The 19187-nt window shown below is 73.8% G+C and carries 19 protein-coding genes; 3 read left to right on the forward strand and 16 right to left on the reverse strand.

Annotated features, from left to right (window positions below):
- Window positions 1–637: 637 nt before the first annotated feature.
- The 3 genes from JYK18_RS37430 to JYK18_RS37440 are packed head-to-tail and all read right to left on the reverse strand — an operon-like array spanning window position 638 to window position 4133.
- A complete protein-coding gene (locus JYK18_RS37430; RefSeq protein ID WP_206808437.1) occupies window positions 638–1765 on the reverse strand; it encodes a cytochrome P450 in 1128 nt (375 codons plus the stop codon).
- Complete coding sequence (locus JYK18_RS37435) at window positions 1762–3123, reverse strand: AarF/ABC1/UbiB kinase family protein (protein WP_206808438.1); 1362 nt, start codon at window positions 3121–3123, stop codon at window positions 1762–1764. Before JYK18_RS37435 ends, JYK18_RS37430 begins: the two co-directional genes overlap by 4 nt.
- Window positions 3120–4133 (reverse strand): methyltransferase, encoded by a 1014-nt coding sequence (locus JYK18_RS37440; RefSeq protein ID WP_206808439.1) that lies wholly within the window; start codon window positions 4131–4133, stop codon window positions 3120–3122. Before JYK18_RS37440 ends, JYK18_RS37435 begins: the two co-directional genes overlap by 4 nt.
- Window positions 4134–4327: 194 nt before the next feature.
- Here JYK18_RS37440 and JYK18_RS37445 point away from each other — a divergent pair, with 194 nt between their 5' ends.
- A complete protein-coding gene (locus tag JYK18_RS37445) occupies window positions 4328–4687 on the forward strand; it encodes an antibiotic biosynthesis monooxygenase family protein (protein WP_307796339.1) in 360 nt (119 codons plus the stop codon).
- Window positions 4684–5475, forward strand: coding sequence for an SDR family oxidoreductase (locus JYK18_RS37450; protein WP_307796238.1), 792 nt, complete (start codon window positions 4684–4686; stop codon window positions 5473–5475). Before JYK18_RS37445 ends, JYK18_RS37450 begins: the two co-directional genes overlap by 4 nt.
- Window positions 5476–5525: 50 nt before the next feature.
- Here the strand turns inward: JYK18_RS37450 and JYK18_RS37455 are convergent, their stop codons facing one another.
- From JYK18_RS37455 to JYK18_RS37510, 12 genes are all read right to left on the reverse strand, one after another.
- Complete coding sequence (locus JYK18_RS37455; RefSeq protein ID WP_206808443.1) at window positions 5526–6596, reverse strand: polyprenyl synthetase family protein; 1071 nt, start codon at window positions 6594–6596, stop codon at window positions 5526–5528.
- Window positions 6593–7906 carry an FAD-dependent monooxygenase gene (locus JYK18_RS37460; protein WP_206808444.1) on the reverse strand — a complete coding sequence of 438 codons (1314 nt, stop codon included), beginning with the start codon at window positions 7904–7906 and terminating at the stop codon, window positions 6593–6595. Before JYK18_RS37460 ends, JYK18_RS37455 begins: the two co-directional genes overlap by 4 nt.
- 2 nt (window positions 7907–7908) lie before the next feature.
- Entirely contained in the window at window positions 7909–8841 is a 933-nt protein-coding gene (locus JYK18_RS37465) for an aromatase/cyclase (RefSeq protein ID WP_206808446.1), read from the reverse strand.
- A gap of 10 nt (window positions 8842–8851) precedes the next feature.
- Window positions 8852–9637: an SDR family NAD(P)-dependent oxidoreductase gene (locus JYK18_RS37470; RefSeq protein ID WP_206808451.1), complete on the reverse strand. Its 786-nt coding sequence runs from the start codon at window positions 9635–9637 to the stop codon at window positions 8852–8854.
- A gap of 22 nt (window positions 9638–9659) precedes the next feature.
- On the reverse strand, window positions 9660–9914 hold the full coding sequence (locus tag JYK18_RS37475; RefSeq protein WP_206808452.1) for an acyl carrier protein: 255 nt from the start codon (window positions 9912–9914) through the stop codon (window positions 9660–9662).
- Window positions 9908–11140, reverse strand: coding sequence for a ketosynthase chain-length factor (locus JYK18_RS37480; protein ID WP_206810085.1), 1233 nt, complete (start codon window positions 11138–11140; stop codon window positions 9908–9910). Before JYK18_RS37480 ends, JYK18_RS37475 begins: the two co-directional genes overlap by 7 nt.
- Window positions 11137–12396 carry a beta-ketoacyl synthase gene (locus JYK18_RS37485; protein WP_206808454.1) on the reverse strand — a complete coding sequence of 420 codons (1260 nt, stop codon included), beginning with the start codon at window positions 12394–12396 and terminating at the stop codon, window positions 11137–11139. Before JYK18_RS37485 ends, JYK18_RS37480 begins: the two co-directional genes overlap by 4 nt.
- Window positions 12393–12734, reverse strand: a complete 342-nt coding sequence (locus tag JYK18_RS37490) for a TcmI family type II polyketide cyclase (protein ID WP_307796239.1) — start codon at window positions 12732–12734, stop codon at window positions 12393–12395. Before JYK18_RS37490 ends, JYK18_RS37485 begins: the two co-directional genes overlap by 4 nt.
- Complete coding sequence (locus JYK18_RS37495; RefSeq protein ID WP_206808458.1) at window positions 12731–14197, reverse strand: FAD-dependent monooxygenase; 1467 nt, start codon at window positions 14195–14197, stop codon at window positions 12731–12733. The genes JYK18_RS37490 and JYK18_RS37495 overlap by 4 nt, the downstream gene beginning before the upstream one ends.
- Window positions 14194–15168 (reverse strand): squalene/phytoene synthase family protein, encoded by a 975-nt coding sequence (locus JYK18_RS37500; RefSeq protein WP_206808460.1) that lies wholly within the window; start codon window positions 15166–15168, stop codon window positions 14194–14196. The genes JYK18_RS37495 and JYK18_RS37500 overlap by 4 nt, the downstream gene beginning before the upstream one ends.
- Window positions 15165–16133 (reverse strand): hypothetical protein, encoded by a 969-nt coding sequence (locus JYK18_RS37505; RefSeq protein ID WP_206808461.1) that lies wholly within the window; start codon window positions 16131–16133, stop codon window positions 15165–15167. The genes JYK18_RS37500 and JYK18_RS37505 overlap by 4 nt, the downstream gene beginning before the upstream one ends.
- A gap of 215 nt (window positions 16134–16348) precedes the next feature.
- Window positions 16349–16843 carry a nuclear transport factor 2 family protein gene (locus JYK18_RS37510; protein ID WP_206808462.1) on the reverse strand — a complete coding sequence of 165 codons (495 nt, stop codon included), beginning with the start codon at window positions 16841–16843 and terminating at the stop codon, window positions 16349–16351.
- Between the two features lie 208 nt (window positions 16844–17051).
- Here JYK18_RS37510 and JYK18_RS37515 point away from each other — a divergent pair, with 208 nt between their 5' ends.
- Entirely contained in the window at window positions 17052–17735 is a 684-nt protein-coding gene (locus tag JYK18_RS37515) for a response regulator transcription factor (RefSeq protein ID WP_206808463.1), read from the forward strand.
- Between the two features lie 186 nt (window positions 17736–17921).
- Here JYK18_RS37515 and JYK18_RS37520 read toward each other — a convergent pair whose 3' ends face one another.
- Window positions 17922–19166, reverse strand: a complete 1245-nt coding sequence (locus JYK18_RS37520) for an FAD-dependent monooxygenase (protein ID WP_206808468.1) — start codon at window positions 19164–19166, stop codon at window positions 17922–17924.
- Window positions 19167–19187 lie beyond the last annotated feature (21 nt).

The raw sequence follows: 19187 nt of genomic DNA on the forward strand, positions 1-19187 counted from the left end.
GCACCGCCTACGCCGATCTCGGGCTGCAGGAGGAAGCCGGGCACCACCTGGAGCTGGCGCTGGCGATCGCCGAGCGGAGCCGGGACGAGCCCAGCCAGGCCCGCGCGCACGCCGCGCTCGCCTGGATCTGCGGCAGGCGCGGACTGGCCGCCGAAGCGCTCGCCCACGCGCTGCGCGCGCTGCGGGTGCAGGAGAAGCTGGGCAATCCGGTGTGGACGGCCGACGCCGGGAACACGGTCGGCTGGTACTACGCCAGGATCGGCGACCACGAGCGCGCCCGGAACCACTGCCTGGCCGCGCTCCGGCGGTACCAGGGCAGCGGCGAAATCGAGGGCCAGGCCGCCACGCACGACAGCCTGGGTTACGTGGAGAGCGGGGCGGGCAATCTCCGGCTCGCCCTCGAGCACTACCGGAAGGCGCTGGCCCTGCGCCGGGAGACCGGCGACGTGGTCCGGGAGGCGAACGCGCTGGAACGCATCGGCGACACCCACGCCGCGCTCGACGACTACGGCGCGGCGCGGCGACTACGGCGCGGCGCGGCGCAACTGGCAGCACGCGGTCGCGCTCTACCGCGCCCAGCGCCGCACCCAGGAGGCCGAGGCGCTGCTGGCCCGGCTCGGCGAGGGGCCGGGCCTGGTCAAGTGCGGATGAGCAGCCGTCGCAGCGCGTGGAAGTTCTGCGACGGCCGCCTCGGCGGTCCCGGTTCGGCCAGCGCGAGCCCGGGTAGTTGCCCGGCCACCTCCCGGAGCACCTCCTCGGTCTCCACCCTGGCCAGCGCGGCACCGAGGCAGAAGTGGCCACCGCCGCCGAAGGCCAGGTGACCGGGGCCGTCCCGGCCCGGGGCGAACCGGCCGGGTTCGGTGAACCGGGCCGGGTCGCGGTTGGCTTCGGCCAGGTGCACCAGCACCTTCTGCCCGGCGGGCACGACCAGTTCGCCGAGGCGCTGCTCGGTGACCGCCAGCCGCCCGGTGGTGCGCAGCGGCGGGTCCAGTCGCAGGACCTCCCGCACCACGGCCCCGGCGCGGCCGGGCTCGGCCCGCAGCGCGGCCAGTTCGCCGGGGTGGTGGAGCAGGTCGAGCACGCCGTTGCCGATCAGGCTCGCGGTGGTTTCCTGCCCGGCGATGAGCAGGAGCAGCACGATGGCGAGCGCTTCGTCCAGGCTGAGCTCGCCCGCTCCGGCCCGCAGCAGTTCGCTGACGAAGTCCGTGCCCGGCTCGTCCCGGCGCTCGGCGAGCAGCGGCAGCAGGAACATCGCGCACTCGATCGCCGCGTGCCCGGCGTCGAGCAGTTGCTCCTCCGCGGGATCGGTTTCCAGCACCGCGGTCAGCCGGGGTGCCGTCGCGCTGATCAGCTCCGCGCCCTCCTGGCCCACGTCGAGCAGTCCGGCGATCACCGCCACCGGCACCGGGTGCGCCAGCAGGCCGACCAGATCGGCCACACCGTCCACAGTGGATATCTCAGCCACCCCGGCCACGCCGGCCGCGGCGATTTCGGCGATCCAGGGGCGAAGCGCCTCGATCCGCTTCGCCGAGAAGCTCGGGGCGACCAGTTCGCGGAACCGGTCGTGCGCGGGCCCGTCGGTGAACAGGTCGAGCATGGTCCGCATCAGCGGCGGCAGGTCCTCGGCCCCGCCCGCACCGGCCAGCAACCGCAGGTTGACCTCCAGGTCGCTGACCCAGCCCTGGCCGTGCAGGACCTGGCGGGCCAGCGGGAACGAGGTGACCACCAGCGCGCCGAGCCGCTCATCGTGGTGCACGCCGGTCATGCGCGCCCGGCCCGGAACCCGGCGGCCAGCTCGCCCAGTTCGGTGGCGGGCGGGCGCAGGCCGTCCAGCTCCGCCAGCACCGCCGCCCAGTCGGCGGTGCTCCGCAGCGCGCCGAGGATCGCGGTCACCCCGGTGTCCATCCGGGAGTGGAACAGCGTGTGCGGTGGCATGGTCAGCTGCTTCAGCACCGCGCCGTACGGGCCGAACGGGGAGAACATCCGCCGGTTGAGCGCGGCGGCGTGCTCACGGGTGTAGGTGAACGGCTGCTCGGCGGTGAGCGGGAGGAACTGCGCGGACATCCAGTCGTGCAGCTCGGCCGGGCTCGGGCCGTCCTCCTCGCGCAACGAGCCCAGTGCCAGCGAAGCCCGCCACACGCCCTCGGCGTCCGCCTCGGCCCCGGCCCGCTGCAACGCGACGATCTGCGCGAGGCGATCCGGCTCGAACTCCTTGACGCAGCCGAAGTCCAGGAAGGTGACGGAGCCGTCGGGGTGGAACAGGTAGTTGCCGGGATGGGGATCGGCGTAGGCGACGCCCAGTTCGCGCAGGCTCCCCCACAGGAAGCGGAAGACCACCTCGCCCCAGCGGTCGCGCAGGTCCTGCGCGGCCCCGGTGGCTTCGGCCCAGGGCAGGCCGTCGGCCAGCTCGGTGGTCAGCACCCGGCCGGTGGACAGCTCCGGCAGCACCGCGGGCACGCGGATGAACGGGTGCCCGGCGTAGGCCGCGGCGAACCGCCGCTGGTGGCGCGCCTCGGCCCGGTAGTCCACCTCCTCCCCGATCCGGCCGGCGATTTCCCCGATCAGCGCCCGGGTGTCCACCGCGGGCATACCGCGGCTGAGCACCCCGCGCACGCGCAGGAACGCGGTCAGCAGTTCGACGTTGGCCAGATCGGCCCGGATCGCTTCGCCGATGCCGGGGTACTGCACCTTGACCGCGACCTCGCGGCCGCCGGGCAGCCGCGCCCGGTGCACCTGGCCGATCGAGGCGGCGGCCAGCGGTTCGGTGTCGAACTCGGCGAAGTGCCGCTCCAGCGGCCCGTCCAGTTCCGCGGTGAGCACCGCCGACGTCTCCGCCCACGGCATCGCCGGAGCACCGGACTGCAGGCGGCTGAACGCCTCCTGCACCGATCCCGCCGAGCCGCCGGGGTCCAGCGACAGGAACGAGAGCAGCTGCCCGGCCTTCATCAGCACCCCCCGGGACCGCCCGAGCAGCTCCGCGTACCGGCCGGCGGCGCGTTCGCGGGCGGCTTCACGGCGCTGCCCGCCCTGCAGCGCCGCCACCACGGCCCCGCCCGCGGTCCGCCCGGTCAGCGCCGCCAGCGGCAGCGCCCGCTTCAGCCGGCCGGTGGGCAGTTCGCTCATCGGACCGGGCGTGCCCGCAGCACGCTGAACCCGCTCTGGCCGCAGGGCGTCACCTCGTCGAGGGCGAATCCGTTCCCGTCGAGCAGGGCGGTCAGCTCGGCCGCGGTGCGCTCGCGCCCGCCGGTCCCCACCATCAGGTTCAGATCACTCATCACCGCCTGCACGTTCGGGACCGGGTCACCGGGCCCGGGCAGGACCAGTTCGACCAGCAGCAGCACCGAATCCGGCCGCATGGCCGCCCGGCAGCTGGCCAGGATGGTGCCCGCCCGCTCGTCCGGCCAGTCGTGCACGATGCTCTTGAGCAGGTAGGCGTCCGCACCGGCCGGGACCGAGGTGAAGAAGTCGGTGGGCACCACCTCGCAGCGGTCGGCCACGCCCGCTTCCCGCAGCACTTCGGCGGCCCCGGTCGAACCGGCGGCGGAATCGGCCAGCACGCTCTTGAGCTCCGGGTGCGCCACGAGCAGCCGCGACAGCAGCAGGCCGTTGCCCCCGCCGACGTCGGCCAGCGTGCCGACGCCGGTCAGGTCGCAGTGCTCGACGATGTCCGGTGCGGCGAGCGCGGTGGCCGCCGCCATCGCGCGGGCGAACCGCGCCGCTGTCCCCGGTTCGGCGTCCAGGTGGTCGAACCAGCCGGTGCCGAAGGCGCGGTCGAAGCCGGGCTCACCGGTGCGCAGGCTGTGCCCCAGCTCGCCCCACGAGCGCCACGCCTCGTGGCCGCCGGTCAGCACCGCGAATTCACGCAGCGAGCCCGGCACGTCCGATCGCAGGAGCTCGCCCAGCCCGGTGAGCGAGTACTTGTTTTCCTCCGCGCTCACCACGCCGAACACCGCCGCGGCCCGCAGGACGCGGGTCAGCGACGGGCCGTGCGTGCCGGTCAGCCCGGCCAGTTCCGCGGCGGTGCGCGGGCCGCCGGCGAGGTGGTCCGGCACCCCGAACTCGGCGATCGCCTGCAGCACCTTCGCCGGGATGTAGCCGGCCACCATCGGCAGCAGCATCGAAGGATCGGTCATCGTCGTCGTGCCCCATTTCCGCCCGGGAGTGTAGGTGGCCGACTCTGCCGACCCCGGTGCGCGGTGGTCAACGAAATCCGTTGAGAACGAACACAAATGATTGTCAGGCAACGGTAAACCCGCAGTTCGCCGTCCACCGCCGGTGTTACCGTCGCGCCGACCCGATCGTTTCCAGCGAGGAGATTTCCTTGACCGTGCAGGTGGATCTGACCGAATCCGATGTGGACGAACCGGTGACCCTGATCAACGCGTTCACCGTGCCACCGGGGGAATCCGAGTTGTTCCTCGAACGCTGGAAGGACAACGCGCGGGTGATGGCCGCCCAGCCCGGTTTCCTCCGCGCGCGGATGTACCACGCGCTGACCGAGCAGGCGGAACTGAATTTCGTCAACGTCGCCGAATGGCGCAGCGGGCGCGATTTCGACGCGGCACGCGCGAATCCGGAATGGCGGGCCTCGATCAAGCGGATGATCGACGACCCCGGCCTGCACGTGACCCCGCGGCCGGTGGTGCACCGGGTCGGCATCGACGTGCGCCCGGGGGACGCGCTGTGACCGCGGGGAGGGTGGCGCTGGTCAGCGGCGCCGGCCGCGGCATCGGCGCGGCGACCGCGCGGATCCTCGGCGCCGGCGGTTACCACGTGGTCGTCAACTACCTGAACCGCGAGGACGCGGCGAAGGAGGTGGTGGCGGCCATCGAAACCGCGGGCGGTTCGGCCGAGCCGTTCCAGGCCGACGTCCGCGACGGCGCCGCCGTGGCCGCGATGACCGCGCACATCCGCGACACCCGCGGCAGGCTCGACGCGCTGGTGTGCAACGCGAACACCGCGCACCCGCCGTTCGCCCAGCTCGACGAGCTGAGCTGGGAAACCTTCTCCGCCAAGGTGAACAGCGAACTGGCCGGGGTGTTCTTCCTGACCCAGCGCGCGCTCGAGCTGATGCGGCCGCGGAAGTCCGGGCGCATCGTCTACGTCTCCAGCATCGACGCCGACGCGGCGGCGGGCAGCGTGGCGCAGTCGGCGGCGAAGGCCGCGCTCAACACCTTCAGCAGGCACGTCGCCGGGCACGCCGGGCGGTCCGGCATCTCGGTGAACACGATTTCGCCGGGCGCGGTGCGCACCGACGCCAGCGCCACGGTCAACACCCCGGAACTGCGGCAGTACCTGCGTGAGCGGTCGGTGCTGGAGCGCATGCTCGAACCGGAGGACCTCGGCCGGGTGATCGCCGCGTTCGCCGGCGGCTCGCTGGTCGCGGCCACCGGGCAGGTGATCACCGTGGACGGCGGCATGGATGTGCTGGCCCAGCAGATCTCCCTGGTCGGCGAGCGCACCACGCTCGACTGAGCACCACGGCGGAAAGCCCCGGGGCAGGTGTCCCCGGGGCTTTCCGCGGTTCAGGCCACGCCCGAGACCCGGGCGGCGAACTCGGTGAGCAGCCGCTTCGCCTGGTCGTCGAGGTCCGCGGGGTCGAGCGCGGCCACCGCGTCGGCGGCCAGCGCGGCGCAGGTGCGCTCGACCTCCGCCCGCGCGCCCGCCTCGATCAGCAGCTCCTGCACCAGGGTCACTTCGCCGTCGGAGAGCCCGCCGTCGGCCGCCCGCCGGAGCAGTTCGCCCGCGACCGGATCGCTGACCCGGCGGCGCGCCACCGCCAGCAGCAGCGTCCGCTTGCCCTGCCGCAGGTCGTCGCCCACCGGCTTGCCGGTGACCGCCGGATCGCCGAACGCGCCGATCAGGTCGTCGCGCAGCTGGTAGGCCAGCCCGGCCGGCCTGCCGAACGCGGTGAACACCGCATCGAGCTCGCCCAGCCGCCCGCACAGCGCCGCGCCCAGCCGCAGCGGCCCCTCCACCGTGTACCGCCCGGTCTTGTACCGGGCGATCACCAGCGGGTCCGGCGCGGTGTCGGCCGGTCCCGCCGCAGCGAGCAGGTCGAGGTACTGCCCGATCCCGGCGTCGACGGCCATTTCGAAGAACACCTGCTGCGCGGCCGCGCCCGCCCCGCGCAGCAGGCCGATGGCGTGGAAGAAGGCCAGATCGCCGACGATGGTCGCGACGCCTTCACCGAACCGCCGCCCCTCACCCGAGTACCCGGCCACGGCGTGCCGCCGCCCGAAGACGGCGTGCGTGGTGGGCAGCCCGCGCCGGACCGGCGAATCGTCCATCACGTCGTCGTGCACCAGGCACCCGGCGTGCAGAAGTTCCAGCGCGGCACCGACATCGACCACCCGGTGGTCGGCCGGATCGCCACCGGCGCCGGTGAAGGCGAGGTGGGCCAGTGCCGGGCGCAAGCGCTTGCCACCACCGAGCACCGCGGTCAGCAACGCGTCGACGACGTCGGCCGCCTGCGGCACGAGCTCGGTGTACCGCTCCCGGTCACGGGTGAGCACCTCGCGGAGGCGGTCGTCGACCCGCCCGGCGATCGCCCGGCCGGCCTCGGCGAGACCGGGCCCCAGTGCCAGCGCGCTCATGCCGCCGCCCGCGCGGTCGGGGGCCGCTGCTCGCCGAACCAGCGGCGCAGCGCCGAAGCCAGCCCGCCCGGCTCGGTGCCGGTCCAGGCCACGTACCCGTCCGGCCGGACCAGCACCCGCTCCGGGCCGCGGTCGAGCAGCAGCCCGCGCCCGGCCGCCAGCAGGTCCACTGTGGACTCGCCGTTCGCCAGGCGGGTCTCGGGCAGCCGCCCGCCGGTGCCGGGGTACCGCACGTCCAGCCCGCCGATCGCCCCGGCCAGGTGCGCCGCGACGCTCGGCCGGTCGAGCAGCTCGGTGAGCACCGAGCGCACCGGCTCCACCTCCGGCCCGCCGAACAGCAGCGTCTCCTGGGCGGTGACCAGGTCCATGGTGCGCACTGCCACCGGGTGCCGTTCGTCGTGGTAGCTGTCGAGCAGGCCGGGCGGTGCGTCGCCGCGCACGGTCGCGGCGAGCTTCCAGCCCAGGTTCAGCGCGTCCTGCAGGCCCACGTTCAGCGACTGCCCGCCGACCGGCAGGTGCCGGTGCGCGGCGTCGCCCGCCAGCAGGACCCGCCCCCGCCGGTACCGCGTGACCAGCGCGCGGGTGTTGTCGAAGGCGTCCACCCACACCGGTTCCCCGTGGGAGACGTCCTCCCCGGTCACCCGGTGCCAGGCGGCGGCCAGCGCGCCGTAGTCCGGCGGCGGGCCGGGCCGCCTGCCGAACTCGTGCACCATGAGGCGGGTCCGGCCCGCGCGGGTGGCGGCCACGGCGACCCCGCGCGGATGGCGTTCGAACCGCCGGTCGGGCACCCGCAGGCCGAGCACGTCGGCCCGGAGGATCTCCCGGGTGGGCGGCACCTCCGTGTGCTCGAACCCGGCCAGCCGCCGCACGGTGCTGTCCTGCCCGTCGCAGCCGACCAGGTACCCGGCCCGCAGTCCGGTCGAGCCGAACCGGGCGATCACCCCGTGCTCGTGCTGGTCGAGTGCGGTCAGTTCCCGTCCGCGCACCAGGTCCACGCCCAGTTCCGCGGCCCGCGCCGCGAGTGCGGCCTCGGTCCGGTACTGCGGCACCTTCCGGTACCCGGCCGCGCTCGCCAGTGCCAGCCCGGCGAAGTGGCCACCGGCCTCCGGCACGGCTTCGGCCAGCAGCCCGAAGAAACCGCGTTCGCGCAGCACCTCGACCGTGCGCGGGTTGAGCTGGGCCGCGCGGGATTCCGCCATCGGCTCGGCCAGCCGGTCCACCACGGTCACCGGCACCCCGGCCAGCCGCAGTTCCGTCGCCAGCAGCAGGCCGACCGGGCCCGCCCCGGCCACCAGCACCCCGGTGGCCACGATCAGCGCCCTTCGGCGAAGGACTTCGCGTGCCCGAGCGTGGCCAGGCTGTTCGTGCTCAGCGCCGTGCGGACGAACTCCTCGGCCTGCGCCGGCCCCGCGCCCGTGCCGAGCACGGACTCGATCCGGGACTGTTCGATCCGCACGCTGTGCCGCGAGGTGACCCGCACGCCCCCGCCGTCCGGCTCGATCACCCACTGTCCGGTGTGGAGGCTCAGCAGCGCGGGCAGGCCGATCTGCTTGTAGGCGATCAGCCGGTGCGGCAGGCACACGCGGATCGACTTCGTCGCGTGCCGCGAACCGTCCCCGGCCTCGGTGTCCATCGCCAGGGTCTGGAGCCCGGGCACCGGTTCCTCCAGCGACACACCGGCCACGTGCGGCAACCGGTCCGGCCAGTGCTGCGCCTGGTCGAGGAAGTCGAAGACGTCCTCGGCCCGGCCGGCCACGGAAACGGTGTCGGCGAAGCTGATCACCGGGTCGCCGTGCTCGGCGTGCCGTTTGAGCGCGGCGAGCTCGGCGTCGCTGTTGCGGTCCACCGCGCGGTCGATCCAGGCGAGGTCGGCCGGGTCGCCGGTCGCGGCGCGGTAGGTGTGCAGCAACCGCACGCGGCACTCCCGCTCCCCGCCCGGCTCGATCACCCACGCGCCGCTCATCGCCCCGACGGGCGGCTGCGAGACCTCCTGGCGGAAGTCGATCCGGAGCCCGTCCGGGTCCAGCTCGCGGCGGGAGGTCCAGCCCTTGGCCGTGCCGTTGGCGGTGGCCCAGATGCGCAGGCGCTCGGCACCCCGCCCGCCCGGCGCGTGCGCCACGTGCTCGACGTGCACGGTCGGGCCGAACACCTGCGGCCAGTTGCCGGCGTCGGCCACCAGCGCGTAGACCGACGCGGCCGGGGCGGCCACGGTGATCTCGTGCTCCACCTCTCGAGTGGCGGTCATCGTCCTCCTGTCAGAAGTTGCCGAGTCCGCCGCAGACGTTGAGCGCCTGCGCGGTGATCGAGGCGGCGGTGTCGGAGACCAGGTACCCGGTCAGCCCGGCCACCTCGGCGGGGGTGGCGTAGCGCCCGAGCGGGATCTTGGCCTCGAACTTGGCCAGCACGGCCTCCTCGGTGATCCCCCAGAACGCCGCGTAGCGCGCCCGGACCCCCTGTGCCATCGGGGTTTCCACGTAGCCGGGGCACACCGCGTTCACGGTGATCCCGGTCGGGGCCAGCTCGTTGCCCAGCGCCTTGGTGAAGCCGACCACGCCGTGCTTGGCGGCCGAGTACGGGGCACCGAGCACCACGCCCTGCTTGCCCGCGGTGGAGGCGATGTTGACGATCCGGCCCCAGCCGCGCCCGGACATGCCACCGGCGGACAGCACGGCCCTGCTCATCAGGAAGACGCTGTGCAGGTTCGTGCTGATCACGTCGAACCACAGCTCGTCGGCGATCTCCGCGGTCACCCCGCCGCCACCGCGACCGGCGTTGTTGACCAGGATGTCGACCGGCCCGTACCGGTCCACCGCCGCGTCCACAAAGGACTTCACCTGGTCCGGGGAGCGCACGTCGCAGGCGCGGCCGCCGGCTTCGTACCCCTTCGCGCGCAACTGCTTCACGGTGGCGTCGACGGCCTCGCCGTCGCGGGCGCACAGGAAGACCCGTGCTCCCCGCTCGGCGAGCAGTCCGGCGATCGCGTGACCGATCCCGCTGGTGCCACCGGTCACCAGCGCGGTCCGTCCACTGTGCTCGGTCATCCTGGGTTCCTCCGGCACCGGCTCAGCCCGCCCGCACCGAGCTCGCGGCGTTCACCAGGTCCAGCAGTTCGCGCGGGGTCCGCACGTCGGCCACCGCGTCGTCCTCGACGCGCACCCCGTGGTCGCGGGTGATGCGGGCGACGGTCTCGATCACCGCGATCGAGTCGTAGCCCAGCTCGTCGAACGCGGTGTCGAGGATTTCGCCGTCGAGATCGACCTCCTCGTCCACGCCGGCGCTCTCGCGCAGCAGGTTCCTCAGTTCGTCCAGGGTCAGCACGCTTTCTCCTCCGGTCGCCGATCGCGCAGTACCACCACCGAGTTGAACCCGCCCGCACCGCGGGCGAGCACCACCACCGTGCGCAGGTCGGCGGTTCTCGGGCTGCCGGTCACCAGATCGATCCGGTGCCCGGGGTCGGGAATCACCCTCGCCGTGGCCGGCAGCACCCCGTGCCGCAGCGAGAGCAGAGCGGTCGCCACGTCGAGCGCGGCGCCGCCGGCGGCCAGCCGACCGGTGAGCGCCTTGGGCGCGGTCACCGGCACCGCGTGCGGGCCGAACACCGCGGTGATCGCGCCGGCCTCGGCCCGGTCGGCCTCGGGGGTCGCGGCGGCGTCGGCGAACACCGCGTCCACCTCGCCCGGCTCGGTACCGGCGTCGCGGAGCGCGTTCTCGATCGCCCGGCGCAGCGCGGGCGGGCGGCCGCGCCCCGGCGGCGGGTCGAAGGTGGCCGCGTATCCGGCGAGTTCGCCGTAGACCACCGGCGCACCGCGGTCGCGCGCCGAGGTTTCGCTTTCCAGCACCAGGATCGCGCCGCCCTCGCCGGGCACGTGCCCGGCGGCCCGGCGGTCGAAGGGCAGGTACGCGGTGTCCGGATCGGTGCCGGTGCTCAGCCGCCCGTCGGCCGAGAGCGCCACCCAGCCCCACGGGCAGAGCGCACCGTCGACCGCGCCGGTGACGATCGCGCGGGCGCCGCGGCGCAACCGGCGCCGGGCCTCCCCCAGCGCGTCGAGCCCGCCCGCCTGGTCGGTGACCACCACCCCGCCCGGCCCCTTGAGCCCGTGGCGGATGGAGATCTGCCCGGTGTTCACCGCGTAGAACCAGGCGAACGACTGGTAGGCGCTGACGTGGTCACCGCCGTGGCGCCACAGCTTCTGCAGTTCCCGCTGGCCGAATTCGAAGCCGCCCGCCGAACTCGCGGTGACCACCCCGAGTTCGCCATCGGGCAGCTCACCCGGCCGGATCCCGGAATCGGCCAGCGCCCAGTCCGCGGCGACCAGGGCCAGCCGGGTCATGTGGTCGGTCTGCGGCAGCAGCCGGCCCGGCAGGTGCGCGGCCGGGTCGAAGCCGGGCACCTCCCCGGCCAGGGTCGCCGGGTACCCGGAGGCGTCGAACCGGCGCACCGGGCCGATGCCGCCGCGGCCGGCGAGCGCGGCCTCCCAGTACCGGCCGGCGCCGAGCCCGTTCGGCGCGGTCACCCCGATCCCGGTGAACACCGCGGCGCTCACGCGGCCACCTCCCGCAGCACCACCGCGCTCTGGAACCCGCCGAACCCGCTGCCGACGCTGAGCACGGTGCGGGTGCGCCACGGCCGGGCGGTCACCGGCACGTAGTCGAGATCGCATTCGGGGTCCGGCTGGTGCAGGTTCGCCGTCGGCGGCACCACGTCGTGCCGGATGGCCAGCACCGACGCGGCGATCTCCAGCGCGCCGATCGCGCCGAGCGAGTGCCCGATCATCGACTTGATCGAGCTGACCGGGGTGCGGCGGGCGTGCTCGCCCAGCGCGCGCTTGACCGCCGCCGTCTCGTGCCGGTCGTTCTGCCGGGTGCCCGAGCCGTGCGCGTTGACGTAGTCGACCTGCCCGGCGTCGATCCGCGCCTGGTCGAGCGCCGCGGTGATCGCCCCGGCCAGTTCGGTGCCGTCCGGGCGGAGACCGGTCATGTGGTGGGCGTTGCACCGCGTGCCGTACCCGGCGAACTCGGCGTGCACCACCGCCCCGCGCCGCCGCGCGTGCGCCAGGCTTTCCAGCACGAACACCGCCGCGCCCTCGCCGAGCACGAACCCGTTGCGGGTGGCGTCGAACGGCCGTGAGGCGTGCGCCGGGTCGTCGTTGCGCGGGGTGGTCGCCTTGAGCGCGTCGAAGCAGGCCACCGTGATCGGGGAGATCGGCGCGTCGGTGGCCCCGGCGAGCACCACCTCGGCCGAACCTTCGCGGATCAGCCCGGCCGCGTGCGCGACCGCGTCGAGGCCCGAGGTGCAGCCGGTGGAGACCACCGACACCGGCCCCTCCGCGCCGAAGGCCACGGCCAGTTCCGCGGCGAACGAGCTCGGCACCAGGAAGTTGTGCAGGTGCCGGACCGCGTACTCGTGCTCGACCTCGAACAGCCTGCCCTCGTCGCTGACCACCCGGTACTCCTGCTCCAGCCCGGTGGTCGCGCCGACGGCGGTGCCCAGGGTGACACCGAGCTCGCCGGGGTCGAGCGCGGCCAGGTCGATCCCGCTGTCGCGCACCGCTTCCCCGGCCGCGACCAGCGCGAGCTGCGCGGCCCGGTCGGTGCGGCGGATCTGGCGCGGGGTGAGCCCGGCCGCGATCGGGTCGAAGTCGATCTCGGCGGCCGTTCTCGACCGGAACGGCGCCGGGTCGAACCTGCTGATCAGCCGGGTCGCCGTCCGCCCTTCGCGGAGCAGCTCCCAGAACGGCCCGGTCCCGGTGCCGCCCGGTGCCAGCACGCCGATCCCGGTGATCACCACCCGTTCGCTCATCGGTCCCGCTCCGCGGCCCAGTCGTAGAAGCGCTCCGCCATGGCGTCCTTCGGCGACCGCCAGGTGGCCGGGTCGTAGGCGGTGATGAACGGCTTGAGCTCCTCGCTGATCCGCGCGAACTCCGGGCGCGTCCTGGCCGCCTCGATCCGCTCGGGCCCCTCCTGCCCGTCGAAGTCCTGCAGGTGGAAGTACAGGCCGCGGTAGTGGAACAGCTGCCGCCGCCGGGTGCCCATCAGCTCCGGCATCGCGCCGCGGTCGAACTCGGTGAACAACGCGGCGACCTCGGCGCTCGAGGCCGCGTCCATCCGCGCCACGATCAGCGTGCTGTGCCCGTTCACCGCGCCACCCCCGCTTCCATCGGCCGGGCCGCGCCGAACCAGCGCCCGAGTTCGGTTTCCAGCTCCGTGGTCCCGGTCCAGGCCACGTACCCGTCGGGACGCAGCAGCAGCGCCGCCACCCCGGCCGGCCAGCCCGCCGGGGTGTGCGCGAGCGGCCGCGCGACGACGTGGTCGACCCGGTCGGCCCAGCCTCCGGCGGCCGCGGCCAGCCCGGCCGAGCCGGTGCCGTCGAGCAGCACCCCGCGGCCGTCGTGCAGCAGTTCCGAGACCGTCCTCCGGGCATCGAGCGGCACGTCGGGCATCCGCATGCCCAGCGGCGCCGGGCCCGGACCGAGGTCGTAGCGGATGTCCAGGCCGCTCACCATGCCCACCAGCAGCCGGGCGGCATCGGGCACGGCCATCAGCTCGGCCATGATCGCGCGCAGCGGGTCGACCTCCTCCCCGCTGAGGTAGAGCAGCCCCTGGGCCAGGGTGTTCCGCAGCACCCGGCTCCCGACCGGGTGGCGTTCGGCGTGGTAGCTGTCAAGCAGTCCGGGCGGTGCCGTGCCCCGCACGGTCGCGGCGAGCTTCCAGCCCAGGTTCACCGCGTCCTGCACGCCGAGGCTCAGCCCCTGCCCACCGGCGGGCAGGTGGATGTGCGCGGCGTCACCGGCCAGCAGCACCCGTCCCTTGCGATAGGTGCTCACCTGGCGCGTGGCGTCGGTGAACCGGCTGTGCCACCGGACCTCCGCGTCGTGCAGACGCTGCCCGGTCAGCTCCAGCCACCGGTCGGCGATCTCGCCGAAGGCCGGTTCGCCCGCGCCCGGGGACAGGCCCAGCGGGCAGACGATGATCCGGTCCACCCCGCCGCCCAGCGGCGCGGCCATCACCATGCCGCCGGCCACCCGCTCGCCGATGAACCGCGGGCGGATGTCGCAGCCGGCCACATCGGCCAGGTACATCTCGCGCGTGGCCGCGGTGCCGGGGAAGTCGAACCCGGCCAGCCCGCGCACGGTGCTCTGGCCACCGTCGCAGCCGACCAGGTAGCCGGCGGAGAACTCGGCGGGGCCGTCCGGGCCGTCGGCCACCGCGACCACGCCGTCCCCGGTGTCGGACAGCTCCACCAGCGAGTGCCCGCGCAGGATGGTCGCCCCCAGCTCACCGGCCCACTGCTCGAGCACCGCCTCGACCCGGTGCTGCGGAATGCCGCGCACGCCGAAGTGCGCCCCGTCGACCACCCCGAAATCCAGCGGGATCCCGCCGAAGTGGCCCTGCGTGGTGGTTTCCACCGCGCCGAAGCGGCCGAGCAGGCCGCGCTGGGCGAACACCTCGGTGGCCCGCGCGGTGAACCCCAGCCCGCGTGACTGTCCACTCGGGACTGCCCGGGCCTCCAGCACCACCACCTCGGCGCCGCCCAGCCGGAGCTCACCGGCCAGCATCAGCCCGACCGGCCCGGCGCCCACCACGATCACGTCGTGCTTCACCACGGGAATCCCTTCCGCCGGAGCGCCGCCCCGGCGATGTCGCGATAGGTGCGGCCCAGCGCCCTGGCCTTGAACGAGACCGGGGTGCGGAACCCGGGCGCCAGGTGCGCCACCGGGTCCTGCTCCAGCGCGAGCAGCCGCAGTTCGTTGAGGGCGAACTCCCACTCGATGAAGGTGCGGGAACTCACCGGGAGCAGCCGCGGCCACGGCCGGGCCGTGTCGAAGCTCTCCCGGACGCGCCGCACCTCGGCGGCCAGCAGGTCCCGCACCGCCGGGCCGAGCCGGCCACCACGCACCCCGGCCTCGAGCTCGGCGCGGCCGAGCCCGGCCGCGGCCACCGCGTCCAGCGGCAGGTAGAGGCAACCCAGTTCGAGGTCCTCCCGCAGGTCCCACAGGAAGTCGATCATCTGGAACGAGGTGGTGGCGTGGCCGCACAGCTCGGCCGCCTCGGCGCTTTCGTTGCCCAGCAAGCGGTTCGCCCACACCGCGGGCATCAGCGTCACCGTGTCGATGAACCGCCGCAGATCCTCGCGGGTGCGGTACTCGGTCGTGGTGAGGGTGTCCCGCTGGCCCTGCACCCACCGGGGGACCTCATCCAGCGGCAGCTCCCAGCGGCGCATCAGGTGCACGAAGGCGCGGGCGACGGCCCGGTCGGACTCCTCGTCGCGCGACGCGCTCACGGCCGGCGTTTCGTCCTTCACCGCCGCCGAAAAGGCCGCCTCCCATTCGGCGAGCCGGCGTTCCCGGATTTCGACGCTGTGCTCGCGGAGGTCCACGATGTCGTCGACGTAGGTGATGAAAGCGAACAGCACTTCGAAGTACGGGCGGGTCGACGGCGGGAACATGAATCGGATCGCGGTACCGGACCCGCGTGCCCTGGCTTGGCGCCGCAGCAGCGCACTCGCCCGGCGGTAGGCGTCGCGATCCAGCGGACCGGTGATGCCCGCGGCATCGAGTTCGGCGTCGTTCACCGGCGGCCTCCCGGCTGCGAAAGGCGGAGCGCGCTGGCCGCGAACAAGGTCGACAGCACACGCGAGCCGAAGTAGACCGGGAACCGCCCCAGCCGGTAGTACGGCGAAGCCGGCCAGGCGCCGTCCGCACCCTGCTGCCGGGCGAGCAGCCGCCGCCGCGCGGGCTGCCCACCGGTGACGCCGATGTTCACCGCGGTGATCGTGCGCAGCGCCACGTTGATCGACCGGTCCCGGTCGGCGCCACCGGCGGCTTCCAGGTCGCGAAGCGCTTCGGCCAGCGGGGCGGCCACCAGCTCCCGGCAGTCCCCGAACCGCCCGGCCAGCCGGGACACCGAATGCAGGAACGCCTCCGGGTAGGGGTAGTACCGGCTGCCGTCACGGTAGGCACCGGAGCTCAGGTGCTCCACCACGTAACGCTGGGTCGCCTCGATCACCTCCCCGGCCCGCACCAGACCCTGCCGGTCCGCCTCCTTGAGTACACAAAGGACGTTCGCGCAGACGACCGGGTCGTGTTTGCGGCCGCGCACCAGCCTGCCGTCGTCCCAGTACACGGTGACCACACCCGGCAGCACCGGGGCGGGCTCGGGGAGCTCGCCCTCCGGCGGCGCGGCGGCACGCAGCAGCTCCCCGGCGAAGGCGGCGAGTTCGCCGTCCGGCAGCAGGTCCTTCTCCAGCAGGCCCTGCGCGGCGACCGCGGTGCAGTCGGTGTCGGCCGGGAAGGCGCCTTCCTCGGCGAACAGCCGCACCCGGTGCCCGGCCCGGCCGCGCTCGATCAGCCGGGCGAAACTGCCCGCCAGCACGTCCTCCTCCGGCGGCAGCAGCGACAGCCCGAGGATCACCGTGGACAGGTCGTCGCTGAAGTCGAAGCCGACGTCCACCCCCAGTTCGCTCCGGATCGCCGCCCGGGCCCCGGTGATCCGGTGCGACCGGGCGAACGACGGGTCGAAGCTCACCTGGGAGAGCATGCGCTCTTCACTGTCCACACAGGATCGAATGAAGGCGATGGCCCGGTCGAGCGCCACCGCTGTTCTCGCCGTCGTGCCCGTCGCCCGCATGGGCATTGTTTTCTCGCGCAAGTTCATGCGTTGACTTCCCCGGCCTCGATTTCGATTACCCGAATTCCAGCGGATCGGCAAAGCCGGGTCAATGCGGGCGGATTCAGGGAATTGACAATTCCCGGTCAGGCATTCGGCAGGGCGGTGGCACCGGTGAAGACGCCGGGCAATTCCGCGTCACCACCGACCCAGACCGGGTGGAACTCCAGCACGCGGAAGCGCCAGCCGCGCGGCCCGCGCACCGCCTCGGCGTCGTAGTAGCCGCCGAGCACGAAGTGCGTGCCCGGCGCCGCCGCGTCGGGCACGTGCACCGCGACCAGGTGCGCGCGCACCCTGGCCACGTCGCCGTCCGGCTCGACCAGCACGGTGGACCCCGTGTGCAGCGTCTTCTCGAAGCGGGCGCGGCCGTGGGCGTGGAACTCGGCCAGCCCGGCCAGGCCGTGGAACTCCCCGAGCGGGAACACCGCGCGCACGTCCTCGGTGAACACCCGGGCGCACCACTGGTCGTCGTCGTGGGCGTCCAGCGACACCAGGTAGCGATCGGCCAGCTCGCGCAACTCCAGCCGGTCGGCCAGTTCCTGCTCGCGGGTACGCGTGCCACCGGGTACGGGCAGCGTCATTTCAGCCTCCAACAAAAGGTGAGCGGATTTCGGCAAGGCTGACACGGCCGCGGCCGGGCGGTCAACGCACTTGCAGAATCCTTGCAACATCCTTGTGTCAGATCTTTGCAAAACGTCTGGTCGGCGGCCCTGACTGCCCGGCGGACATTAAGCGCAGTTCTGCTATTGTCCACGATGTCATCGCAACGGCGATCCGCTGGGGGATTCTGTGGCGCGAATTCTGTACACCGACGACGATCCGGACCGCACGTCCGCGGTCGTCACGAGCCTGCGGCAGCGCGGGTTCGAAGTATCCAAAGTAGACGACGAGTCGGCGGTGGTGGCCTGGGCGCCGTTCGCCGACGTCGTGGTGCTCGACCTCGACCTGCCCGCGCTGAACGGCTACGAAGCGTGCCGCCGGATCCGGGCGGCCTGCGCGGTGCCGGTCATCGGCACCGCCGAGCACGATTCCGATCTCGACCGCGTGCTCGGCCTGTGCAGCGGCCTGAGCGCCTTCCTGCCCAAGCCGTTCGACGCCAGGCAGCTGCTGCAGCGCGTGCACGCGGCCTCCGGCCGCGGCGGGCCGCGGCCGGACGAGATCGTCCACGGGCCGCTGCGGGTCACCCCGCAGCGCCGGGAGGTGCGGGTGGGCGAGCGGCCGGTCGAGCTGACGAGGAAGGAGTTCGACCTGCTGCACCTGCTCGCCGCGGAACCGGGCCGGGTGTTCACCCGGCGCGAGATCATGTACGTGGTGTGGAACGACGAATGGGCCCAGTCGAGCCGCACCATCGACACCCATGTGAGCAGCCTGCGCGGCAAGCTCGGGCTGACCTCGGTGATCCACACCGTGCGCGGGGTGGGCTTCCGGATGGGGTTCGCCGAGCAGCTGCGACCCTTCTCCGCGTCCGCCTGAGGCGGTGGCCCCGGCGGCACCGAGCCGGGGCCACCGGCACCGTTGTGGTCAGCAAAGCCTGGCTCCTCGGGTCCGCGGCACGAGCGTGGGCGAGCCTGGCAAGCGGCGGTGTCATTTCCCTGTCACCCGCTCACCCCGGCGACCCCTGGTCGCCCCGGTCACCCCGGCCACCCCCGGTCGCCCCGGTCACCCCACTGTCTCCGGCGCGCCCGCCGCGCTGATGTCCATCGCCTTCATCCGCTGCGCCTTCCCCGCCGTGGTGTCCAGCAACCAGCGGAAGAAACCGCCCGACCGGGGAGATTTCAGCCCGCAGAGCACGGTCGAGCGGGCCACCCGCTCCAGCCGGCTCGCGGGGGTGAAGAACTGCCGCTGCCGGACCGCTTCCCGTTGGTGGTAGGCGACGAAGGGGCGCAACCGCCGTTCCCACCGGTCCAGCGCGTCCGCCACCGGGTACCGCGCCAGCAGGGTGCCCAGCAGCTGCGCGGCCGCCATGCCGGTCGAGGCCCCCATGCCCGAGTAGAGCGTCATGCACCAGGCGGAGTCGCCCAGCAGCACCACCCGGCCGCGGTGCCAGCGGTCCAGCCGGATCTGCTCGGCCGAGTCGAACAGCGGCCGCTCGGCGCGCTCGTACTCGGCGAACACCGCCTCCAGCAGGGCACCGGGCGGCTCCGGGCCGAACGCGGCCCGCAGCCGGTCGATCGGCGGTGCGGTGAACTCGGCGGCCACATCGGTGGTGCGGTAGGAGAACAGCGCCGCCGGCGTGGTCCCGGTGAAGGGGAACAACCACATCGAGCGGCCGACCTCCGCGAGCACCGCCCCGTCGCCCGGCCGGAAGCCGGGTACCGGCCGGGCCAGCTTCACCGCGCCCACCATGTAGTTCAGCCGTCGCACGTGGACACCCGCCGGGCCGAAGGCCAGCGCGCGCACCGCCGAGCGCACCCCGTCGGCGCCGACGACCAGGTCGAAGCGCTCGGTGCCGGAGCGGCCGGTCGCGGTGTCGCGCAGGGTCACCTCGACCCCGTCCGGGTCCTGCTCGATGGCCGTGGGCACGGTGGCGAACCGGATCGCCACCCCCGGCGGCAGCGCCCGGTACGCCGCGGCCTCGACGTCCCCGCGCAGCAGCACCCGCGGCGTGCCGGGCAGTTCGTGGAAGCCCACGCACCGGCGGCCGCGGCCGGACCGGTCCACCTCGTGGATGCTGCCGTCCCGGCTGGCCCGGTCGGCCAGGTCGCCGAGGAAGCCGAGCCGGGCGGCCGCCGCGGTGCCCGCGCCGAACAGGCCGATGAAGTAGCCCTCGGTGCGGCGGGCCGGTGCCCGCTCCACCACCACCGGCTCCCAGCCGGCCCGCCGCAGGCTGATCGCGGTGGAAAGGCCGCTGATGCCCAGGCCGACGACCAGCGCGCGGCGACCGTTCCCGGTACTTGTGATCACGACCCCCACCGAATCCGGAAA

The organism is Amycolatopsis sp. 195334CR, assembly GCF_017309385.1.
Lineage (GTDB): Bacteria > Actinomycetota > Actinomycetes > Mycobacteriales > Pseudonocardiaceae > Amycolatopsis.